The following is a 21431-nucleotide window of genomic DNA, read 5'->3' as shown; positions in this document are numbered from 1 at the left end:
GAAACTGCTTGAAATGGAGGTGGGCAAATGGCAGGAGATGTGTTATCTCAATCCGAGATAGATGCGCTGCTTTCCGCAATATCAACCGGGGAAATGTCAGCGGACGACATGAAAAAAGAGGACGAGGGGCGCAAGGTTAAAGTGTATGACTTTAAACGAGCACTTCGTTTCTCAAAAGATCAAATCCGAAGTTTGACCCGAATACATGAAAATTTTGCACGATTACTGACAACCTTCTTTTCTGCACAGCTAAGAAGCTATGTGCAGATTACTGTTGCATCAGTAGACCAAATACCATTTGAAGAGTTTGTACGTTCGATTCCGAACATGACACTCATTAATGTGTTTGAAGTGCCACCATTAGATGGTAATATATTGATGGAAATAAACCCGAACATCGCCTACTCGATGTTAGATCGTTTAATGGGCGGTAGTGGGGCGAGTCATAGTAATGTGGATAACTTAACAGAAATTGAAACTAAAATTATGACAAACCTTTTTGAACGTTCATTCGACAATTTACGCGAGGCATGGGAAAATGTTGCGGAAATTGATCCAATCTTAGTGGAACTTGAGGTCAACCCTCAATTTTTACAAATGATTTCACCAAATGAAACAGTTGTCGTTATTTCTTTAAATACGATTATTGGTGAGACAAGCGGTATGATTAATATTTGTATCCCGCATGTTGTATTGGAGCCAATTGTTCCAAATCTTTCTGTTCGTTACTGGATGCAGACTAATACAAAAGAGATGTCTCCAGAGCAAACAAAAATGCTTGAAACACGTGTGAAACAAGCAAAACTACCTGTTTCCGTTGAACTGGGTATTACAGACATTACCATTGAGGATTTCCTCACAATGCAAGTTGGAGATGTTATTCAATTAGAACAAAAAATTGAAGATCCACTACTGTTAAAAGTAGGCACATTACCGAAATTTACAGTTCAACCAGGAAAACAAGGCAAAAAATTAGCAATCCAGATTATCGACCCTTTGAAAGGAGGAGACGAAGATGAGTGATGAAATGCTCTCCCAAGAAGAAATTGAAGCGTTATTAAGGGGCGAAACGTTGGAAGATAAAAACAGCGGCACTGAAGCTTCTACAAATGAGGAAATTAATGATTTAAAAGTAGAGGATTACCTCGATTCGTTTGCCCAAGATGCATTAGGTGAGGTAGGAAATATATCTTTTGGTAGCTCTGCCACTGCACTTTCAGCGTTACTAGGTCAAAAAGTAGATATTACTACCCCAAGTATTTCAATGATTAACCGAAATAAATTAGAAGAGGAATTTCCTCATCCTTATGTAGCCGTACAGGTTGAATATACAATCGGGTTAACAGGTATGAATTTGCTTGTTATTAAGCAATCCGATGCAGCAATTATTGCTGATTTAATGTTAGGTGGAGATGGCTTAAATCCGAAACCAGATTTAGGTGAAATTCAGCTAAGTGCCGTGCAAGAAGCTATGAATCAAATGATGGGTTCTGCGGCTACTTCAATGTCGACAGTATTTAATAAAAAAGTGGATATTTCTCCACCTACTATTGATTTAATGAATATTTCTCAAAACGAAGGACGAGAAAATATTCCTGAAGATGATTTACTCGTAAAAGTATCGTTCAGATTGAAGATTGGTAATTTAATTGATTCGAATCTAATGCAATTATTGCCGCTGAAATTTAGCCAAAACATTGTAAAATCTCTGTTAGGAGAAACAGAATCACTCGGGGAACCTGTTGCTGCAACAATAGCACCTGAAGCGCCAGTAGCTCCTGCGCCTGTACAACAACAAGCGACTATGCAACCGCAAGCGCCAGTAGCACCACAGCCTGCGCAGCCAGTATATCAACAGCAGACAGCTCCTGTGCAGCAACCAATGTATCAAGAGCAACAGCAGATTCCTCAAGCAACAAGACCTTTGCAACCGGTCAATGTTCAACAAGCACAATTTGCTAGTTTTGATCCAAATGTTATCTCGCAATCTGAAGCTAGAAATTTAAATATGCTACTTGATATTCCGTTGCAAGTTACTGTAGAGTTAGGACGTACAAAGCGTTCTGTAAAAGAGATATTAGAACTATCTAGTGGTTCGATTATTGAACTAGATAAATTGGCTGGTGAACCAGTTGATATATTAGTAAATAGCCGTTTAATCGCTAAAGGTGAAGTCGTTGTTATTGATGAAAACTTCGGTGTCCGCATTACAGATGTTTTAAGTCAAGCAGAGCGTTTAAATAATTTAAGATAGTTTCAATTGGAGGAGTTAACCATGTCTAAAAGAATTTTGATTGTTGATGATGCCGCATTCATGCGCATGATGATCAAGGATATTTTATCGAAAAATGGATTTGAAGTTGTTGGAGAGGCTGCTGATGGCTTACAGGCAGTTGAAAAGTACAACGAATTAAAGCCAGATCTAGTAACAATGGATATTACGATGCCAGAAATGGACGGTATTGCTGCTCTTAAAGCAATTAAAGGTTCAGATCCAAATGCAACTGTCATTATGTGTTCGGCAATGGGACAACAAGCAATGGTAATCGATGCAATTCAAGCTGGTGCGAAAGACTTTATTGTGAAACCTTTCCAAGCTGATCGCGTAATTGAAGCGATTCAAAAAGCTCTAGGATGATTGAATGCAAATGTTAAAATCATTTCGTCTAACGATGATTTTCGCATTTCTTGTATCCTTCCAGTTTTTGTACCCTACAACGACTTCTGTATTTGCAGAATCTAACACGACTTCTGTGAGCGACTGCATCAAAAACAGAGATTGTGAAGAAGATAGTACTCCAGCTGCTAAGAAAGATTCAGAGTCACAAGCGGCTGGAGATGTATCTACGTGGGAATACATAAAAATGGTGTTGGCGCTTATTTTTGTTGTAGCTTTATTTTATGGATTAATGAAGTTTTTAAATAGAAGAAATTTAAACTTTCAACGTAATCAATTAGTACAAAATTTAGGCGGTTTATCGTTAGGTGCCCAAAAGTCGGTACAACTATTACAAGTAGGTAAAACACTCTATTTAGTTGGGGTCGGTGAGGATGTCCAGCTATTACGTGAAATTACTGATCCGGATGAAGTGGCAACACTTTTAGCGCTATATAATGAACGACAAGAACTTGCAGCAACATCACCGTATATTGCAGAAGTATTATCTAAGTTTAAGAAAAAAAATAATGAAAGTTCATCAGTACAGCAAAAACAAAACGCTTTTGGTGAGCTGTTCGAAAAAAAGATTTCCGAAATTAAACAGGAGCGCAGTGAAGAACTGGAGAAATGGAAGCAAAAGGAGAATGATGATAAATGAATGATGTAATCAGTGTTTTTTCCAACAGCGACCCGACAAATGTCTCGAGCGCAGTGAAGCTTCTCTTGATGTTAACAGTTCTTTCACTAGCACCTAGTATTTTAATTTTGATGACATCGTTCACACGAATAGTTATCGTATTATCGTTTGTTCGTACTGCGTTGGCGACACAGCAAATGCCACCGAACCAGGTCATTGTAGGACTTGCCTTGTTTTTAACTTTCTTTATCATGGCTCCAACATTTCAAGAGGTCAATAAAGAGGCATTACAGCCATTATTTTCTGAGGAAATTGGCATTGAAGAAGCGTATGATCGAGCCAGTGTACCGTTTAAAGAGTTTATGAGTAAGTATACAAGGCCAAAGGATCTGAATTTATTTTTAAAGTATAATCAAGCAGAAATACCAGCATCTGTAGAAGAAATTCCACTGACAATGCTAGTACCTGCTTTCGCATTGAGTGAGATTAAAACAGCATTTGAAATTGGCTTTATGATTTTTATTCCATTCCTAGTAATCGACATGATTGTCGCAAGTACGCTAATGTCGATGGGGATGATGATGTTACCACCGGTTATGATTTCATTGCCGTTTAAGATTTTATTATTTGTACTCGTTGATGGTTGGTATCTTGTGATGAAATCATTACTACAAAGTTTTTAGGGGATGATACAGTATGACAGGTGAATTGGTTATTTCCATTGCAGAGCGTGCCATTATGGTTATCCTTCTAACAAGCGGTCCGCTACTATTAGTGGCTTTAATCACTGGTTTAGCGGTAAGTATTTTTCAGGCAACTACATCGATTCAAGAGCAAACTTTAGCATTCGTGCCAAAAATCATCGCTGTATTAGCAGCCATCGTATTTTTCGGTCCTTGGATGTTATCACAAGTGACTAGCTATGCGAGAGACATTTTTGAGAATTTAACGCGTTATATAGGGTGAGTAGATGAATGAATTAATCCCGCATTTTACGGTTTTCTTATTAGTGCTTGTGCGCGTATCGGCATTTTTTGTCACGGTGCCTTTTTTCTCGTACAGAACGATTCCGCCACAAGTTAAAATAACGCTCGCATTAGTTTTAGCTTGGATGATGTATTACACAATTGACGTCGAACCATTTGTATTTAATGGTGATTACATACTTTTAGTGATGAAAGAGGCACTTATTGGACTGTTACTCGGTTTAGTAGGCTATATCATCATGTCGGCAATTCAAATTGCCGGAAGCTTTATAGATTTTCAAATGGGTTTTGCTATTGCCAATATTATTGACCCGCAAACAGGTGCACAAAGTCCATTGATAGGACAGTTTTTTAATACACTAGCATTACTTTTTCTACTAGCTATAAATGGGCATCATATGATTCTCGATGGAATTTATTATAGTTATCAATTTTTACCGATGGATCAAGGATTTCCTAATTTCGCAAATGATCATTATATAGAGTTTATCATCACAAAATTTACAGCTGTTTTTGCGATTGCCTTTCAAATGGCTGCTCCTGTTGTAGCTACTTTATTTTTAGTCGACTTGGCGCTAGGAATCACGGCGAAAACTGTACCGCAATTAAATATTTTTGTTGTTGGTTTTCCTATTAAAATTGGTGTTAGTTTTCTAGTGTTATTCACAATGATGGCTGTAATGGTTCAAGTGATACAAAAGCTTATTACAATTATGATTTATGCGATGCGTGATGTAATGGCTATTTTAGGTGGTGGGTAAAATGTTGCTACTGCTAGATTTAGATTTACAGTATTTTGCGGGAGAAAAAACGGAAAAGGCGACGCCCAAAAAACGACAAGATGCTCGGAAAAAAGGTCAGGTAATCAAGAGTCAGGATATTTCCAGTGCAATTGTCATGCTCATGGTATTTATCTTTTTATACTTCTTTGCAGGTTCACTGCTAGATGATCTTTTAGCTTTTTTTAAGCAAACTTTTATTCAGAACATACGCGTAGAAACACTAACAATTGATAGTGTGATGCGCTTATTTACAGAAACATTGGTGCAAATGGCTTTTGTTATTGGTCCAATTATGGGAATTGCATTTGTTGGAGCGTTAGCAGGTAACTTTCTACAGTTCGGTTTTCTCTTTACATTAGAACCAATGAAGTTTGATTTGAAAAAAATGGACCCGATTAAAGGGCTAAAAAAAATATTTTCTGTTAAAGCCATTATAGAGCTTATAAAGTCAGTATTAAAGATTGGCTTCATTGGTGGCGTTACGACAATTATAGTTTGGACAAATTTACCAAAAGTGTTGGCGTTATCCTTTAAAAGCCCATGGATAACTCTTATTACCGTGGGTAAGCTTGTTGGTATTATGGGGATTGCTGCTTCGCTAGTCTTACTATGTGTATCCCTTTTAGACTGGATGTATCAAAAATTTGATTACGAAAAAAATCTTAAAATGTCTAAGCAAGATATTAAAGATGAATATAAAAATAGTGAGGGGGATCCGCTGATAAAATCGAAAATTAAGCAACGCCAACGCGAAATGGCGATGCGTCGAATGATGTCAGAGATTCCAAACGCCGATGTAGTCATCACTAACCCAACTCACTATGCGATTGCCCTCAAATATGATGAGGAAAGTATGGAAGCCCCACGCATTGTTGCCAAGGGTACAGACTTTATCGCTCAAAAAATTAAAATGATTGCGAAAGAACATGATGTGATTATGGTTGAAAACAGGCCATTAGCACGAGCAATGTACGATCAAGTAGAAATCGGTGATCAAGTACCAGAAGAGTTTTTCAAAGCAATAGCCGAAGTGCTTGCTTATGTTTATCGAATTAAGCGGAAAATTTAAAGCTTTTTGTAGGAGGGACACAAATGAAAGTTCGCGATATAGGGGTTTTAGGTGCGGTTATTTTAATCGTTGCGATGCTCATCATTCCTCTTCCTCCGTGGATGTTAAGTTTCTTAATCGTCATTAATATTACATTAGGATTAATCGTACTGTTAACAGCAATGAGTATGAAGGAAGCGTTAGACTTTTCTATTTTCCCTTCAGTTATTTTATTGTTAACTTTGTTCCGACTCGGACTGAGCGTTTCTACAACACGTGCCATTTTAGCCAAAGGTGATGCTGGTGCGGTTGTTGAAACGTTTGGTGATTTTGTAGTCGGCGGGAATGTACTAGTTGGTTTAGTTGTATTCTTAATTCTTGTGTTAATTCAGTTTATCGTTATTACAAAAGGAGCGGAGCGTGTAGCTGAAGTAGCAGCACGTTTCACACTGGATGCGATGCCAGGTAAACAAATGAGTATTGATGCTGATTTAAATGCAGGAGTTATTTCTGAAAAGGAAGCACGTGAACGACGCGAAAAAGTAGCGGGTGAAGCGGACTTTTACGGAGCGATGGATGGTGCCACAAAATTCGTAAAAGGGGATGCCATTGCCTCGATGGTCATGGTTATTATCAACTTATTATTTGGTATCATCATCGGTGTTGCGCAAATGGGTCTTCCATTTGCAGATGCAGCGAATCATTTTTCTAAGTTAACAGTTGGGGATGGTATTGTCTCGCAAATTCCTGCGCTACTTATCTCTACTGCGACAGGGATTGTCGTAACACGTGCATCTTCTAAGGGAAGTCTTGGTGAAGATATTACAGGGCAGCTTTTTGCTCAAGCGAAACTGCTTTATGTAGCAGGTGGAACAATACTTTTACTTGGATTTTTCACACCTATCCCTCTATGGATAACACTTCCAATTGGTTGTTCGCTAATTGCTGGTGCTTATATGATGGATCATAAGAAACCAGAGGATGAAGAAGAATTACTTGAAATTGAGGAAGAAGTGGCAACAGACGGCATGAAGAGCCCTGAAAACGTTGTGAATTTATTAAATGTGGACCCAATCGAGTTTGAATTCGGCTATGGTTTAATACCGTTAGTAGATGCTGCTCAAGGTGGAGATTTATTAGATCGAGTCATTATGATACGTCGACAGTTAGCATTAGAATTAGGGATTGTCATTCCGGTTGTTCGTATTCGCGATAATATTCAATTACAACCAAATGAATATCGAATTAAAATAAAGGGTAATGAAATGGCACGTGGTGAACTACTACTTGATCATTATTTAGCAATGAGTCCAGGAGATGATGATTCCATCGAAGGAATTGACACAGTTGAACCGTCATTTGGTTTACCTGCAAAATGGATTACTGAGCAAGTGAAAGAAGATGCCGAAATGTTCGGCTACACAGTTGTTGACCCACCGAGCGTAGTGTCGACCCACTTAACCGAAATGATTCGAGCAAATGCTTATGAATTACTCGGTCGTCAAGAGACGAAGCAGTTAATTGATCATTTACGTGAAACACATCCAATTTTAGTCGAAGAGCTGACGCCTACACCGTTATCGACTGGAGAAATTCAAAAAGTACTGGGTAAACTCTTACGAGAAAATGTTTCAGTACGAAACTTACCAATTATTTTTGAAACGCTAGCAGACTATGCAAAGTTAACGAGCGATACCGATATATTAACGGAGTATGTACGTCAATCATTGGCACGTCAGATTACTTCTCAATACGTAGGAGACAACCCGTCATTAAAGGTGATAACTGTTTCGGGTAAAGTAGAGAAAATGATTGCTGATAGTATACAACAAACTGATCACGGAAATTATTTAGCGATGGATCCGCAAGATTCTCAAACTGTCTTGGAGATTATTGCTGCAGAAGTAGAACGCGTTTCCTTTATGGAACAATCTGCTATTATCTTATGCTCTCCAGCAGTTCGTATGTATTTACGTCAACTAACGGAGCGTTATTTCCCGCAAATTCCAGTTCTATCATACAATGAACTTGATGCTACAGTTGAAATTCAAAGTGTTGGGGTGGTGAATGTTGAATGAAAATGAAAAAATATTATGCATCCTCCATACCAGAAGCGATGAAGCTTGTACGTGCTGAACTAGGTGAGGACGCTGTCATTTTGAATTCGAAAGTAGTCGTTACAAAAAAGTTTTTTGGAATCATTAAAAAGAAAAGTTTTGAGGTTGTTGCAGGGATTGATTCAATGGAGCCAGGTAATGTGGCTCCAGCACCTGCAGCTTTACCTATAACAACAGCTAAAAAAGAAAATGTAAGGTTACAAGAGATTACGAATGCTGTGCAAGCTAAAACGCACCAAGTACAGCTACAGAATGAGGTGCCCTTGCATGAGGAAACTGGCATTTCTGAAGACTTGAGGAAGGAAATCGCAGATTTAAAATCTTTAATGCATTCTATGCATAAGAAGACTATCCAAGATCAATATCCCGATGAACTCTTACCCTTCATTGAATACTTAAGACAGCAGGAGCTAAGTGAGGAGCTCATCACAACGATTGGTGATGAGCTTTTTACGCATTTCAAAGAGGCGTCAGAAATCAATTTTTCTCAATGTAAGATGGTTACGAAAAATTTATTGCGCAAAGAGCTAGAGAATCTTCCAGTCGGGGGCTTATCCTATGACCAAAAATATATTAATGTTCTAGGTCCAACAGGTGTCGGAAAGACTACGACAATTGCTAAAATGGCAGCCAGAGCAGTTCTAGAAAAAAAGAAAAAAATAGGATTTATCACGACAGATACTTACCGTATTGCCGCAATTGAGCAATTAAAAACGTATGCTGGACTGTTACAAGCTCCTGTCGAAATTGCCTATAATGCAACAGATTTTGAACAAGCAATCCATCGTTTGTCCCATTTAGATTTAGTGTTTATAGATACAGCTGGCCGCAATTATAAAGAGGTAAAATATGTAGACGATTTACAGCGTCTCATAAAATTTGATGATCAAGCTGAGTCCTTCTTAGTACTTGCTATGACAACGAAAGAAAAGGATATGGCAAATATTGTAGAGCAATTTAAGCAACTGCCAATTGAAAAATTCATTTTTACAAAAATTGATGAAACAAATTCTATTGGCACTATGATTAATTTAATGATTAAATATAATAAAGGACTTGCTTACTACACGAATGGTCAAGAAGTACCAGAAGATATTGAGGAAGCTGACCTAGAAGCAGTACTAAATTTATTTTTTCAAGGTGAAGAAAAATGAGAGACCAAGCTGAAACATTACGCTTGAAAATGTTAAAACAGCAAGGCGAATTAGGCAGGGCAATTGCAGTTGTAAGTGGAAAAGGTGGAGTTGGTAAAAGTAACTTCACGATGAATTTTGCCATTACAATGGCCAATAAAGGGAAAAAAGTTGTCATCGTCGATATGGATATTGGTATGGGAAATATCAATATTTTAATTGGAAAAAATGCACCTTATAGTTTAAAAGATTACTTAGAAGGAAATAAGTTGCTAGATGAGGTTATTTATGAAGGTCCTTACGATTTAAAATATATTTCAGGTGGTTCTGGTATGTCGGGTGTCTTAGAATGGTCAGAGATTATGTTTGATCGACTCATTCATGCATTTGAGCAGCTTCAAAAAAGCTTTGATTACATCTTATTTGATATGGGAGCAGGAGCAACTAATTGGTCATTAGATTTACTAACTTCTATAGATGAAATCATTGTTTTATCAACAGCAGAGCCAACTTCTATAACAGATGCCTATTCCATGATGAAATATATTCATACGAGAGATGTAGACAAGCAATTTTATATACTGTGTAATCGAGCTTATAGTAAAGAAGAAGGACTGGAAACTAATGAACGACTGAAGCGTACGATGAAACGTTTTTTGGACAAAGAGGTTACGGTATTAGGCTCATTACCTGAAGATTCTGTTGTGCGTAAGGCTGTGCGTGAGCAAGTGCCTTTTTCACTTGGATATCCAGACGCGCTTATTACAAAGACGCTTCATCTTATAGTGGCACGTTTTATGGAATACCGTGTGGAGGAAGTTCATGCACATGATCAGTCAGCGGGTAATTTCTTAACTAAATTAAGAAGTATTTTTTCGAAAGGGCGTGATTAATTGGACTTTTTACATAAAAGCAAGCTATTAGTTGTTGATGATTCTGCTTTTATGAGAAAGCTAATTAGTGACTTTTTTGTTGGCAACTCGAAGGTTGAAGTAGTTGGAACAGCACGAAATGGGAAAGATGCGATAAAGAAGATTCAAGCATTGCAGCCAACAGTTGTGACAATGGATATTGAGATGCCTGAAATGAATGGGCTTGATGCTTTAAAGGAAATTATGACTATATGTCCAGTACCTGTTGTCATGCTCTCAAGTACAACTCAACAAGGAGCAGAAAATGCCTTGTCAGCAATTGAACTTGGTGCAGTAGATTTTGTCGCAAAGCCGAGCGGAACAATTTCTCTTGATTTACATAAAATCCAAACCGAGCTTGTTCACAAAGTTGAACAAGCATCATTGGTACCTATTTCAAAATTAAAAAAACCTTCTGGTAGTAAAAGACAACAAGAACATTCATTAATAGCGAGTACTGTTAGACGAGAATCTTTTAGTGAAGGCATAGTGGCTCCTCCTGTCAATGTTTTTCCGACAAGGGCAGAATTATCAAAGCCACATGTAGAATGGAATAAAGTAGGACGGAAAATTGTACTGATTGGGACTTCTACCGGCGGACCTAGAGCATTACAAGAAGTAATAACGAAAATCCCAAAATCAATTCAAGCACCAATTTTAATTGTCCAGCATATGCCAGCAGGATTTACAAAATCTCTTGCAACTCGTTTGGATCAATTGAGTGAGATTACCGTAAAGGAAGCTGAGCAAGGAGATATTCTTCAAAATGGCACGGCGTATATTGCACCTGGTGGGTATCATTTAAAACTTAGAAAAGTAGGTACCTCCTTTGGCATAGTTCTTGATAATAATGAACCACCTAGATCTGGACATCGCCCTTCTGTAGATGTCATGTTTGAAGATGTCAGCCAATTTAATGATTTTGATAAAGTGGCAGTTATTATGACAGGTATGGGCCATGACGGTTCTAACGGACTAAAAGCACTAAAAAGTACTGGAAATGTGATGGCAATCGCTGAGTCAGCTGAAACTTGCATAGTGTATGGTATGCCGAAAGCAGCAGTGGAAACGCAGCTTGTCGATGAAGTAGCAGATGTAGATGATATTGCACAAACAATAATGAAATATTTGCCTTAAAGGGGTGTCCTCTTATGGAAGTCAATCAATATTTAGAGATGTTTATTGAAGAAAGTAAAGACCATTTACAAGCGTGTAGTGAACATTTATTAGAACTAGAAAAAAATCCAGACGATTTGGCGATTGTTGGAGAAATATTCCGCTCTGCGCATACATTAAAAGGTATGTCTGCGACAATGGGCTTTGAAGATTTAGCAGATTTAACCCATAAAATGGAAAATGTGTTAGATGCGATTCGAAATGAGAAAATCCATGTTTCTCCAGAAATTTTGGATGTTGTCTTTGAGTCTGTTGACCATTTAGAAGAGATGGTGATGGACATTGCAAATGGCGGAGATGGAAAACGTGATGTATCTTCAACTGTTGCTCAATTAAAGCGTATTGAATTAGGTGAGGAAGCGATTCCTGAAGTAGTAACTGCTGAAACACCAGCTACAGCTGTTGCAAGTGTGTTAGAGTATGACGGCTTTGAACAAACAGTTATTGCTCAATCTATTGAACAAGGATTCAATGCATTTGAAATTTCAGTGCGATTACGTGAGGACTGTCTTTTAAAAGCAGCACGAGTATTTATGGTGTTTGAGATTTTAGAAAAAGATGGAGATGTTATTAAATCAAATCCATCTGTAGAAAAGCTTGAAGACGGACAGTTTGACCAACAATTTTATGTAGCTTTCGTAACGAAAGAATCTGCTGAAGCTATGCAGAAAAAGATTATGAGTGTTTCAGAAGTGGAAGAAGTGATTGTCGCAACTATTGAGACACCAACTACAGCTGTAGCAAGTGTGTTAGAGTATGACGGCTTTGAACAAACAGTTATCGCACAATCTGCTGAACAAGGTTTCAATGCATTTGAAATTTTAGTGAAATTACGTGAGGACTGTCTTTTGAAAGCAGCACGTGTATTTATGGTGTTTGAAATATTGGAAAAAGATGGAGATGTCATTAAATCAAATCCATCTGTAGATAAGCTTGAAGACGAACAATTCGACCAACAATTTTACGTAGCCTTCGTAACAAAAGAATCTGCTGAAGATATGCGGAAAAAGATTATGAAAGTTTCTGAAGTTGAAGAAGTGATTGTCGCAACGATTGAACAACAGCAACATAGCGAAAAAGAACAAGCGATTCAAGAAGTAGTGGCAACAGCAACGGTAGAAGTTGAGGCTCAACCTGCTACTGCACCTAAACCAAGTACTGCAAAACCAACACCTGCAAAAGCAGCGGCGCCTGCTAAGGCTGAAAAAAATCATGCGCCTGTTGGTAATAAAACAATTCGTGTAAATATCGAGCGACTTGATATATTAATGAACTTATTTGAAGAGCTTGTTATCGATCGAGGACGACTACAGTCTATTGCAACTGAGGTTAATCATGGAGAGTTAAATGAAACAGTGGAACGTATGAGCCGCGTCATGGGTGACTTACAAACGATTATTTTAACGATGCGTATGGTTCCGGTAGAGACAGTATTCAATCGCTTCCCGAAAATGATTCGTCAGTTATCTCGTGATCTAAACAAGAAAATTAACCTCGAAATTATCGGTGCTGAAACAGAGCTAGATCGTACCGTTATCGATGAAATTGGGGATCCTCTTGTTCATTTAATTCGTAATTCTGTTGACCACGGTATTGAAAATCCGACTGCTCGTCTTGCAAAAGGTAAACCAGAAGAAGGAACAGTCGTCCTGCGTGCTTATCATAGTGGTAACTATGTCTTTATTGAAATTGAAGATGATGGAGCAGGTATTAACCGTGAAAAAGTACTTGCGAAAGCTATTTCTAAAGGTATTGTTACACAAGAACAATCATATTCAATGTCAGATAAGCAAATCAATGAGCTTATTTTGGCTTCTGGTTTCTCAACGGCAGATGTTATTTCTGACGTATCAGGCCGAGGCGTTGGATTAGACGTTGTTAAAACAACAATAGAATCATTGGGTGGAAATATTTCAATTGAATCTACACAAGATGTAGGATCAGTATTCTCGATTCAATTACCACTGACGTTATCGATTATTTCTGTCATGCTAGTAGAAATAGAGAAAGAGATTTATGCCATTCCACTTTCATCAATTATCGAAACTTCCATTATCCGTTCATCTGAAATTATGAATGCGCATAATCAAAAAGTAATCGACTTCCGTGGCAAAGTAGTACCACTCGTATTTTTAGAAGAAATTTTTGAGGTACCTCGCAAAGAACCACAGGGTGACGAATTCCATTCAGTGGTCATCGTTCGAAAAGGTGAGAAGCTTGCTGGTTTAGTTGTAGATTCATTCATTGGCCAACAAGAAATTGTTCTGAAATCATTAGGAAACTACTTAACGAATATTTTTGCAATTTCAGGTGCAACAATTTTAGGTAACGGTAAAGTAGCCTTAATTGTGGATTGTAACGCACTTATTAAATAAGGTGAATGAATAAGAGAGGTGTAAACAATGACAAATGCAGTGGAACAAGAAAGTATTAAAGTAATTGTTTTTCAACTAGCTGATAAAGAATATGCGATTCCAGTGTCACATGTACAAGGGATTGAAAAACTAATGCATATTACGCGCGTACCGAAAACGGCGAAATATGTAAAAGGTGTTATTAACCTACGCGGTGTCGTAACACCAATTGTAGACTTACGTGAACGGTTTGAATTACCTATCTCTGAGCACGAAGAAACAACACGTATTATCATTATTTCATTAGAAGATATGGAAGTAGGTTTCGTCGTAGACTCTGCAAATGATGTGTTAGACATCCCTGCTGACTCTATTGAACCACAGCCCGAAGTAGTAGGTTCATTGGAAGAAGAGTTTATTTCAGGTGTGGCTAAAATAGATAAACGATTATTAATTTTATTGCATTTAGAAAAAGTACTAAATCCACTAAAGTAGGGATCGATAATGACATATAATCAAAAGATTACATCGCTACATTTAGATGTATTAAAGGAAATTGGTAATATAGGTGCTGCGCATGCTGCGACAGCACTTTCCAATTTACTTGGTAAAAAAATTGATATGCGGGTACCAAAGGTTGAAATGGTGTCATTTAATGACATGATGGAGCTTGCTGGTGGATCTGAAAATGTCGTAGTTGGCATCTATCTACGCATTGAAGGTGATGCTGAAGGTAGTATGTTCTTTATTCTGCCAATTGAACAAGCAAATCGTTTTATTCGTCGTCTCATATTTGATGAATCATTCGACTTTAAAAAACGACCTGTTTCAGAGTTAGGTTTATCAGCTATGCAGGAGATGGGTAATATTTTATCTGGCTCTTATTTATCGGCGTTATCTGACTTTACAAATTTAAAAATTTATCCAACTGTGCCGGGACTAAGTGTTGACATGTTTGGTGCCATTATTAGTATTGGTTTGATCGAATTATCACACGTTAGCGATAATGTTATCGTCATAAACACATCCATTTTTGAAGACGGTGTAGAGGATCAGGAAACAGTTAGAGGGCATTTCTTTTTATTACCAGATCCAGACTCATTTGATGCTATTTTTAAAGCATTAGGAGTTTCATAGATGATCCAAAACAGTAGTAATGGGCAAGTTATAAAAGTTGGAATTGCACAAATGGATGTAGTAAAGTTACCAAATACGATAAGAACATCAGGTCTTGGATCTTGTGTAGGTGTTATTTTATACGATGAATCAAAAAAAATAGCTGGTTTGATTCATGTGATGTTGCCAGATTCGAGTTTAGGTAGACAAGAGTCAATAAATGTGGCTAAATTTGCTGACACAGGCATTGCGGCAATGATTGACTTATTAAAGTTAGAAGGCGTTCAAAAATTCAAGCTAAAGGCAAAAATTGCGGGTGGTGCGCAGATGTTTCAATTTACGTCAGATAAAGATTCCATGCGCATCGGCCCGCGTAATGTTGAAGCTGTTAAGCATGAGCTAAAGCGTCATGGAATTCGTTTAGTTGCCGAAGACACGGGCGGAAATAGTGGTAGAACAATTGAATTTAATCCTGCGACTTCGACATTACATATTCGAACGGTTAACCAAGGAGTGAGCGAAATATAATGTTTGGTTCTTTTTTTTATAACCTATGGGGAGCATTAATTGCCTTTTCTATATATTTTTTTAGTACTTTTCTAAAACCTTATACGCCACTACGTATTATCATAGGGTCATTTGTGGCGGGCATAATTGTATTTTTTATCATGTATATTGTAAGATTTTTAATCGCCTATATTTTATTCACACCAGAGGATGCTGAAGACATCGTTGAAGGTGAGCAGGAAGAAGACGAATCCGGCAATCGTGAGGAAGACAATCAAGAAACACCGACGGCCAGCTCTACCGTTGAGTTTCAAGATGAAAACTCAGAAGAAATTGCGCAAGTTGTCCGCACAATGATGAATCGTGAGGATGATCCGCAATTAAATAATGCTTAAAAAATAGGAGTCGCGAGTAGCGGCTCTTTTTATAGTTATTTTAATTCTTTTGTGCATTAGTAAGTTTTGACTATATCCAAACAAAAAATGCCTGACACAAAAATGTAAAAAATCTATGATAGAGTCTGAGAAACAAATGAAATTAAAGTCGATTCTTGTTATAATATAGGAAAGAATTACATTGGTTTTTATGTTAGAGGCTGGATAGCTAGTAACGCTTTGTTACCCTCTGTAAATAACTAAAAACAGAAAACAACAAGGTAATATAAGACAGTGGCAAACAGGCGCGTAAATGCGTTTTTCTTAGAGAGGTGGATTACATGACACAACCAATTCTGAACGATGAACAAAAGCTGTGGAACCGCTGGATAAATGAACGTGATCCAGATGCTGGTGATTTACTTATAAAAAAATATATTTCTCTAGTATCTTATCATGTACAACGCATTGGATCGAGCTTACCAAAGAGTGTATCGCGAGACGATTTAACGAGCTTAGGTATGGTAGGTCTTTTTGATGCATTAAATAAATTTGATATTAATAGGGACTTAAAATTTGATACATATGCTTCTTTTAGAGTAAGAGGAGCAATTATTGATGGTTTACGTAAGGAAGATTGGTTGCCGCGTTCTGCACGTGAGAAGGCCAAAAAATTAGATGCACAGATTGAACAGTTAGAACAAAAATATATGCGTCATGTAACACCTGAGGAACTTGCGGAACATATGACTTTACCTGTTGAGGAAGTTTACCAAACTGTACAGGAGCATTTCTTTTCAAATGTTCTTTCCATTAATGAGCAGCAAGATCAAGATGAGACAGATGGAAAGTCATTTGTTATTCGTGATGATACAACAGCGACACCTGAGCAAGCTGTCGTTAAGTCTGAACTGCTTGGGGATTTAGCAGAAAATATCCAAAAGCTCAATGATAAAGAGCAGCTGGTGCTTAGTTTATTTTATACTGAAGAATTAACATTAACAGAAATTGGAGAAATGCTTGGATTATCAACATCGCGCATTTCACAGATCCACTCAAAGGCGCTATTAAAGCTACGAAAATTATTATCTAATGAAATGATTAATGCATAATATTCCTTATATACATATCGTTGAAGGAGGGAGTCACATGAGTTTAAAGGGTGTCGAATTACAAATAGCTATTCCAAAAACATTTGAAGCAGGGAAAATGGCGGATCAGGCCCAACAACAAACTTTGGCTCAGCAAGCACATGCAAATGACGCGTTAAAAAAAGAAATAGAACGCAAGCAAAAAGTTGTGAATACTTCAGAGGGTATGGATGAGATTAGTGAAGATGAAGAAGCAGGTGGAGAGTATATAAAAGGTACTCGGAAAAAGAAAAATAAGGATAACGAGAAGCGAGAAACGCAAGCGCAGCATCCGTTTAAAGGAAATTTTGTGGATTTTAGTGGATAGGAGCTTACTATGACAATCATACTAATTGCGGTTCTTTTTATTTTACAGCTACTTTCATTTTATTTCCTTATTATATTAAATACGAAGCTAGCAAAATTTAAGGACTTAGAAAAAAAACAGGAGCGCTTAATGCGTGAAATGGATGATACCATTAGTGTTTATTTAACTGAGATGAAAGATGAAAATGATCGCCTAATTCAAGAGCTACAACGAGTTTCGAAGTCTGAAACTCAAACGAATGCTGTGAAACATGAAGAACAGATTGAGAGACAAAAGGAGCAATCGCCTTCTTTAACTAAGGAGGAAAGCCCAGTAGACGGTTCTACTAGATTAGATAATGAACCGCGCTTCTATGTGCCCAAAAATATTGTAGCCAATGCTTATTCGCGTCAGCAGCAAACTGAAGCTAAAACAGAAGCTAAAGTGGTGCATTCGTCCCAGCAGCCAACTAATGCAACTAAAAAGGAAGAAACGAAGCCATTAACAATAGAACAACAAGCTGTTGAATTAGCGAAACAAGGTAAAACAGCAGAAGAAATTGCCAAGCAGCTGCAAAAAGGGAAAACAGAGATTGAGCTTTTATTGAAATTTCAGCACTAAAACAGTTGCGAATGGGATAAAGCTATGATATAGTTGCAAATGGTGTTATTAATACACACGCATTTTGATGTAGTAAGTGGTGCTCTAAGCTTAGGGTAGCTTGTTGCAAGTGATAAATGCGGAGGATAAAAACCAAACATACTAGGAGGAAATACACATGTCAGTAATTTCTATGAAACAATTACTTGAAGCTGGTGTACATTTCGGTCACCAAACTCGTCGTTGGAACCCAAAAATGAAGAAATATATCTTCGTTGAGCGTAACGGGATCTACATCATCGACTTACAAAAAACTGTTAAAAAATTAGAGGAAGCTTATGACTTCATGCGTCAAGTTGGTCAAGACGGTGGTAAAGTTCTTTTCGTTGGTACGAAAAAACAAGCACAAGAAGCGATCAAAGATGAAGCTGAACGTTCAGGCAACTACTACATCAACCAACGTTGGTTAGGTGGTACTCTTACAAACTTCGGTACTATTCAAAAACGTGTTGCACGTATGAAAGCAATCGAAAAAATGGAAGAGGATGGAACTTTCGAAGTTCTACCTAAAAAAGAAGTAATCCAACTTAAAAAAGAACACGAACGTCTAATCAAATTCTTAGGCGGTATCCGTGATATGCACGCACTTCCAGACGTAATGTTCGTGGTTGACCCACGCAAAGAGCGTATTGCTGTTGCAGAAGCTATTAAATTAAACATCCCTCTAGTAGGTATTGTTGATACAAACTGTGATCCAGATGAAATCGACTACGTAATCCCTGCTAATGATGATGCTATCCGCGCTGTTAAACTTTTAACTGCTAAAATGGCTGATGCTTTAATCGAGTCAAAACAAGGTGAAGAGGAAGCTCCAGCTGTAGAAGCTGCTGCTGAGTAATTCACGTTTACAAAAAGGTGATAAGTGGCTCAAAACCCTTATCACCTTTTTTAGAACCTATCACTAAAATTTGCACAACCAATTTGAGGAGGAAACACTAAATGGCAAACATTACTGCACAATTAGTAAAAGAATTACGCGAAAAAACTGGCGCTGGAATGATGGATTGTAAAAAAGCGTTAGTACAAACTGATGGCGATATAGATGCTGCGATCGATTTCCTACGTGAAAAAGGTCTTTCTTCAGCTGCTAAAAAAGCTGACCGTATCGCTGCAGAAGGTACAACTTACATTTTAGAAAATGGTAACGAAGCAATCATCCTAGAAGTAAATGCTGAAACTGACTTCGTTTCTAAAAACGAAAAATTCCAAGTATTAGTTGCTTCTTTAGCTGAGCAATTACTTGCTGCTAAACCTGCAACAGTTGAAGCTGCATTAGAGCTTGCAAATGCTGAAGGCGTGAAAATTGCTGACCAAATTTCAACTGCAGTTGCAACAATCGGTGAAAAAATCACGCTTCGTCGTTTCGAAGTGAAAACAAAAACTGATGCAGATGCATTCGGTTCTTACTTACACATGGGCGGCCGCATCGGTGTATTAGTTACTTTAGAAGGTTCTACAGATGCTTCAGCTGCTAAAGATGTTGCTATGCATATCGCAGCTATTAACCCTACTTATGTTTCTCGCGATGAAGTTTCTGCTGAAGAAGTTGAACGTGAGCGTAAAGTATTAACTGAACAAGCTCTTAACGAAGGTAAACCAGAAAACATCGTAGCTAAAATGGTTGAAGGTCGTCTTGGTAAATACTTCGAAGATGTTTGCTTACTTGACCAAACATTCGTTAAAAACTCAGATCAAAAAGTACGTGACTTCGTTGCTTCAACTGGCGGTTCAGTAAACGGCTTCGTACGTTACGCTGTAGGTGAAGGTATCGAAAAACGTGAAGATAACTTTGCTGAAGAAGTAATGAGCCAAGTTAAAGGTAACTAATTTACTTGCGTTTGATCCTAATCAAATAATATCTAGATTTTCTAGACAAAAAATGGGGAACACAACATAGCGTGTTCCCTATTTTTCCGAAATGAGCGAAAAAAGATATAATTGGTTCATCCACCAATATTGTGGAACGGAAATCACCACACGTTATGGTGATGAGCCATATAATTTCCTATTCTGCCTTATTCATAACTAGCAATTATTGTTATTTATACTATAATGGAAAAGGGAATAGAGATGTTTTAAATAAAGTCTGACGGAGGTTTACAATGAGTGTGCCACAATATAATCGAGTAGTTATAAAATTAAGTGGTGAAGCGTTAGCTGGGGAAGCGGGCTTCGGTTTATCACCAAAAATTATCAAGTCTGTTGCAGAACAGGTAAAAGAAGTAGTAGATCTTGATGTAGAAGTTGCTGTTGTTGTAGGTGGCGGTAATATATGGCGTGGAAAGATCGGTAGCGAAATGGGAATGGATCGTGCAGCAGCCGATTATATGGGTATGCTAGCAACGGTTATGAACTCTTTAGCGTTACAAGATGCACTAGAGAAATTAGGAATTGAAACACGTGTGCAATCTTCTATCGTCATGACACAAGTAGCCGAGCCATATATTCGCCGTAAAGCAGTTCGTCATCTAGAGAAAAAACGTGTAGTTATTTTTGCAGCAGGTACTGGTAACCCATTCTTCTCTACTGATACTACAGCTGCGTTACGTGCAGCTGAAATCGATGCAGATGCGATTTTAATGGCAAAAAATAATGTAGATGGTGTTTATTCTGCAGATCCAAAAGTAGATGCAACTGCCATTAAATATGATACACTCACTTACTTAGACGTTATCCAACAAGGCTTACAAGTAATGGATTCTACAGCTTCTACTTTATGTATGGATAACGATATTCCGTTAATTGTCTTCTCAATTACGGAACCAGGTAATATTAAACGTGCCGTACAAGGCGAAAAAATTGGAACAGTTGTTAGGAGGAATGCATAATGGCTAAACAAGTTTTAGAACAAGCTAAAGAAAAAATGAACAAAACAATTGCTGCTTTTTCACGTGAACTATCTTCAATCCGTGCAGGTCGTGCAAACGCAGCTTTATTAGATCGCATTACGGTTGATTATTATGGTGCACCAACACCGATTAATCAGCTAGGGGGTGTTTCGGTACCAGAAGCACGCTTATTAGTTATTACACCTTACGACAAAACAATTTTAGGTGAAATCGAAAAAGCAATTATGAAATCAGATATTGGTATTACACCAACAAATGATGGATCTGTTATTCGTTTAATGATTCCTGCTTTAACAGAAGATCGTCGTAAAGATCTTGTAAAGCAAGTGAAAAAAGAAGCAGAGGATGCAAAAATCGCTGTACGTAATGTTCGTCGCGATGCGAATGATGATCTAAAAAAACTTGAAAAAGCTGGCGAAATCACAGAAGATGATCTACGTGGCTACGGTGAAGATATTCAAAAATTAACAGATGAATTCATCGTTAAAGTAGATCAAGTGACGAAAGAAAAAGAAAAAGAAATTCTAGAAGTGTAAGCAACTCGTTTTGCATATCTATGATGGAACTTTTTGATGAGATGAAGGCGTCCTATATATATAAAGGACGTCTTTTCTCTTTACTGTTAAAGTATCTTCATTCAGGCAGGTATACAAATACTTACCGAGACAGAGCATCTTTAATGGTT

The 21431-nt window shown here is 37.7% G+C and carries 24 protein-coding genes; all 24 read left to right on the top strand.

Annotated features, from left to right (window positions below; genetic code table 11):
- Positions 1-27 precede the first annotated feature (27 nt).
- The 24 genes from fliM to frr all read left to right on the top strand — a co-directional run bounded on the left by fliM (position 28) and on the right by frr (position 21282).
- Entirely contained in the window at positions 28-1023 is a 996-nt protein-coding gene (gene fliM, locus ACIQ7N_RS03685; RefSeq protein WP_132357433.1) for a flagellar motor switch protein FliM, read from the top strand.
- Positions 1016-2254, top strand: coding sequence for a flagellar motor switch phosphatase FliY (fliY, locus tag ACIQ7N_RS03680; protein WP_402930367.1), 1239 nt, complete (start codon positions 1016-1018; stop codon positions 2252-2254). Before fliM ends, fliY begins: the two co-directional genes overlap by 8 nt.
- A gap of 21 nt (positions 2255-2275) precedes the next feature.
- The gene (locus ACIQ7N_RS03675; protein WP_049668450.1) at positions 2276-2638 is read left to right on the top strand and encodes a response regulator; all 363 of its coding nucleotides are present in this window, start codon (positions 2276-2278) and stop codon (positions 2636-2638) included.
- A gap of 10 nt (positions 2639-2648) precedes the next feature.
- Positions 2649-3317, top strand: a complete 669-nt coding sequence (locus tag ACIQ7N_RS03670; protein WP_402930365.1) for a flagellar biosynthetic protein FliO — start codon at positions 2649-2651, stop codon at positions 3315-3317.
- On the top strand, positions 3314-3979 hold the full coding sequence (gene fliP, locus ACIQ7N_RS03665; protein ID WP_402930364.1) for a flagellar type III secretion system pore protein FliP: 666 nt from the start codon (positions 3314-3316) through the stop codon (positions 3977-3979). The genes ACIQ7N_RS03670 and fliP overlap by 4 nt, the downstream gene beginning before the upstream one ends.
- Before the next feature lie 13 nt (positions 3980-3992).
- Positions 3993-4262, top strand: a complete 270-nt coding sequence (fliQ, locus tag ACIQ7N_RS03660) for a flagellar biosynthesis protein FliQ (protein WP_132357429.1) — start codon at positions 3993-3995, stop codon at positions 4260-4262.
- Positions 4263-4266: 4 nt separating this feature from the next.
- Positions 4267-5043: a flagellar biosynthetic protein FliR gene (gene fliR, locus ACIQ7N_RS03655; protein WP_132357428.1), complete on the top strand. Its 777-nt coding sequence runs from the start codon at positions 4267-4269 to the stop codon at positions 5041-5043.
- Between the two features lies 1 nt (position 5044).
- Positions 5045-6133, top strand: coding sequence for a flagellar biosynthesis protein FlhB (flhB, locus tag ACIQ7N_RS03650; protein ID WP_248719145.1), 1089 nt, complete (start codon positions 5045-5047; stop codon positions 6131-6133).
- Between the two features lie 23 nt (positions 6134-6156).
- Positions 6157-8190: a flagellar biosynthesis protein FlhA gene (flhA, locus tag ACIQ7N_RS03645; RefSeq protein WP_248718164.1), complete on the top strand. Its 2034-nt coding sequence runs from the start codon at positions 6157-6159 to the stop codon at positions 8188-8190.
- A complete protein-coding gene (gene flhF, locus ACIQ7N_RS03640; RefSeq protein WP_402930362.1) occupies positions 8187-9383 on the top strand; it encodes a flagellar biosynthesis GTPase FlhF in 1197 nt (398 codons plus the stop codon). The genes flhA and flhF overlap by 4 nt, the downstream gene beginning before the upstream one ends.
- Positions 9380-10255 carry a MinD/ParA family protein gene (locus tag ACIQ7N_RS03635; protein ID WP_402930361.1) on the top strand — a complete coding sequence of 292 codons (876 nt, stop codon included), beginning with the start codon at positions 9380-9382 and terminating at the stop codon, positions 10253-10255. Before flhF ends, ACIQ7N_RS03635 begins: the two co-directional genes overlap by 4 nt.
- Positions 10256-11410 carry a protein-glutamate methylesterase/protein-glutamine glutaminase gene (locus tag ACIQ7N_RS03630; RefSeq protein WP_402930360.1) on the top strand — a complete coding sequence of 385 codons (1155 nt, stop codon included), beginning with the start codon at positions 10256-10258 and terminating at the stop codon, positions 11408-11410.
- A 14-nt stretch (positions 11411-11424) separates the two neighbouring features.
- The gene (locus tag ACIQ7N_RS03625) at positions 11425-13824 is read left to right on the top strand and encodes a chemotaxis protein CheW (protein ID WP_402930358.1); all 2400 of its coding nucleotides are present in this window, start codon (positions 11425-11427) and stop codon (positions 13822-13824) included.
- Between the two features lie 27 nt (positions 13825-13851).
- On the top strand, positions 13852-14298 hold the full coding sequence (locus tag ACIQ7N_RS03620; RefSeq protein ID WP_132357422.1) for a chemotaxis protein CheW: 447 nt from the start codon (positions 13852-13854) through the stop codon (positions 14296-14298).
- Between the two features lie 9 nt (positions 14299-14307).
- Complete coding sequence (locus ACIQ7N_RS03615) at positions 14308-14940, top strand: chemotaxis protein CheC (RefSeq protein ID WP_132357421.1); 633 nt, start codon at positions 14308-14310, stop codon at positions 14938-14940.
- Positions 14941-15447, top strand: a complete 507-nt coding sequence (locus ACIQ7N_RS03610) for a chemotaxis protein CheD (RefSeq protein WP_248718169.1) — start codon at positions 14941-14943, stop codon at positions 15445-15447.
- Positions 15447-15821 (top strand): hypothetical protein, encoded by a 375-nt coding sequence (locus ACIQ7N_RS03605; protein WP_402930357.1) that lies wholly within the window; start codon positions 15447-15449, stop codon positions 15819-15821. Before ACIQ7N_RS03610 ends, ACIQ7N_RS03605 begins: the two co-directional genes overlap by 1 nt.
- A 320-nt stretch (positions 15822-16141) precedes the next feature.
- Positions 16142-16912 (top strand): FliA/WhiG family RNA polymerase sigma factor, encoded by a 771-nt coding sequence (locus tag ACIQ7N_RS03600; RefSeq protein ID WP_402930356.1) that lies wholly within the window; start codon positions 16142-16144, stop codon positions 16910-16912.
- A 37-nt stretch (positions 16913-16949) separates the two neighbouring features.
- Entirely contained in the window at positions 16950-17258 is a 309-nt protein-coding gene (locus ACIQ7N_RS03595) for an RNA polymerase subunit sigma (RefSeq protein ID WP_132357417.1), read from the top strand.
- A gap of 9 nt (positions 17259-17267) precedes the next feature.
- Positions 17268-17858, top strand: coding sequence for a hypothetical protein (locus ACIQ7N_RS03590; protein ID WP_402930354.1), 591 nt, complete (start codon positions 17268-17270; stop codon positions 17856-17858).
- A 157-nt stretch (positions 17859-18015) separates the two neighbouring features.
- Positions 18016-18735 carry a 30S ribosomal protein S2 gene (gene rpsB / locus ACIQ7N_RS03585; RefSeq protein WP_049668466.1) on the top strand — a complete coding sequence of 240 codons (720 nt, stop codon included), beginning with the start codon at positions 18016-18018 and terminating at the stop codon, positions 18733-18735.
- A 101-nt stretch (positions 18736-18836) separates the two neighbouring features.
- The gene (gene tsf, locus ACIQ7N_RS03580) at positions 18837-19724 is read left to right on the top strand and encodes a translation elongation factor Ts (protein ID WP_402930353.1); all 888 of its coding nucleotides are present in this window, start codon (positions 18837-18839) and stop codon (positions 19722-19724) included.
- A gap of 275 nt (positions 19725-19999) precedes the next feature.
- On the top strand, positions 20000-20725 hold the full coding sequence (pyrH, locus tag ACIQ7N_RS03575) for a UMP kinase (protein ID WP_132357413.1): 726 nt from the start codon (positions 20000-20002) through the stop codon (positions 20723-20725).
- Positions 20725-21282, top strand: coding sequence for a ribosome recycling factor (frr, locus tag ACIQ7N_RS03570; RefSeq protein WP_248718172.1), 558 nt, complete (start codon positions 20725-20727; stop codon positions 21280-21282). Before pyrH ends, frr begins: the two co-directional genes overlap by 1 nt.
- Positions 21283-21431 lie beyond the last annotated feature (149 nt).

Origin of the sequence: Lysinibacillus sp. NPDC095746, from assembly GCF_044763535.1 — a bacterium.
Taxonomy (GTDB): Bacteria; Bacillota; Bacilli; order Bacillales_A; family Planococcaceae; genus Lysinibacillus.
The sequence above is the reverse complement of the archived record's forward strand: the minus strand, read 5'-3'. Positions and strand labels throughout refer to the sequence as shown.

Coding starts and splice junctions, on each gene's coding strand:
- fliM (WP_132357433.1), top strand. CDS start 28: ATGGCAGGAGATGTGTTATCTCAATCCGAGATAGATGCGCTGCTTTCC.
- fliY (WP_402930367.1), top strand. CDS start 1,016: ATGAGTGATGAAATGCTCTCCCAAGAAGAAATTGAAGCGTTATTAAGG.
- ACIQ7N_RS03675 (WP_049668450.1), top strand. CDS start 2,276: ATGTCTAAAAGAATTTTGATTGTTGATGATGCCGCATTCATGCGCATG.
- ACIQ7N_RS03670 (WP_402930365.1), top strand. CDS start 2,649: ATGTTAAAATCATTTCGTCTAACGATGATTTTCGCATTTCTTGTATCC.
- fliP (WP_402930364.1), top strand. CDS start 3,314: ATGAATGATGTAATCAGTGTTTTTTCCAACAGCGACCCGACAAATGTC.
- fliQ (WP_132357429.1), top strand. CDS start 3,993: ATGACAGGTGAATTGGTTATTTCCATTGCAGAGCGTGCCATTATGGTT.
- fliR (WP_132357428.1), top strand. CDS start 4,267: ATGAATGAATTAATCCCGCATTTTACGGTTTTCTTATTAGTGCTTGTG.
- flhB (WP_248719145.1), top strand. CDS start 5,045: ATGTTGCTACTGCTAGATTTAGATTTACAGTATTTTGCGGGAGAAAAA.
- flhA (WP_248718164.1), top strand. CDS start 6,157: ATGAAAGTTCGCGATATAGGGGTTTTAGGTGCGGTTATTTTAATCGTT.
- flhF (WP_402930362.1), top strand. CDS start 8,187: ATGAAAATGAAAAAATATTATGCATCCTCCATACCAGAAGCGATGAAG.
- ACIQ7N_RS03635 (WP_402930361.1), top strand. CDS start 9,380: ATGAGAGACCAAGCTGAAACATTACGCTTGAAAATGTTAAAACAGCAA.
- ACIQ7N_RS03625 (WP_402930358.1), top strand. CDS start 11,425: ATGGAAGTCAATCAATATTTAGAGATGTTTATTGAAGAAAGTAAAGAC.
- ACIQ7N_RS03620 (WP_132357422.1), top strand. CDS start 13,852: ATGACAAATGCAGTGGAACAAGAAAGTATTAAAGTAATTGTTTTTCAA.
- ACIQ7N_RS03615 (WP_132357421.1), top strand. CDS start 14,308: ATGACATATAATCAAAAGATTACATCGCTACATTTAGATGTATTAAAG.
- ACIQ7N_RS03610 (WP_248718169.1), top strand. CDS start 14,941: ATGATCCAAAACAGTAGTAATGGGCAAGTTATAAAAGTTGGAATTGCA.
- ACIQ7N_RS03605 (WP_402930357.1), top strand. CDS start 15,447: ATGTTTGGTTCTTTTTTTTATAACCTATGGGGAGCATTAATTGCCTTT.
- ACIQ7N_RS03600 (WP_402930356.1), top strand. CDS start 16,142: ATGACACAACCAATTCTGAACGATGAACAAAAGCTGTGGAACCGCTGG.
- ACIQ7N_RS03595 (WP_132357417.1), top strand. CDS start 16,950: ATGAGTTTAAAGGGTGTCGAATTACAAATAGCTATTCCAAAAACATTT.
- ACIQ7N_RS03590 (WP_402930354.1), top strand. CDS start 17,268: ATGACAATCATACTAATTGCGGTTCTTTTTATTTTACAGCTACTTTCA.
- rpsB (WP_049668466.1), top strand. CDS start 18,016: ATGTCAGTAATTTCTATGAAACAATTACTTGAAGCTGGTGTACATTTC.
- tsf (WP_402930353.1), top strand. CDS start 18,837: ATGGCAAACATTACTGCACAATTAGTAAAAGAATTACGCGAAAAAACT.
- pyrH (WP_132357413.1), top strand. CDS start 20,000: ATGAGTGTGCCACAATATAATCGAGTAGTTATAAAATTAAGTGGTGAA.
- frr (WP_248718172.1), top strand. CDS start 20,725: ATGGCTAAACAAGTTTTAGAACAAGCTAAAGAAAAAATGAACAAAACA.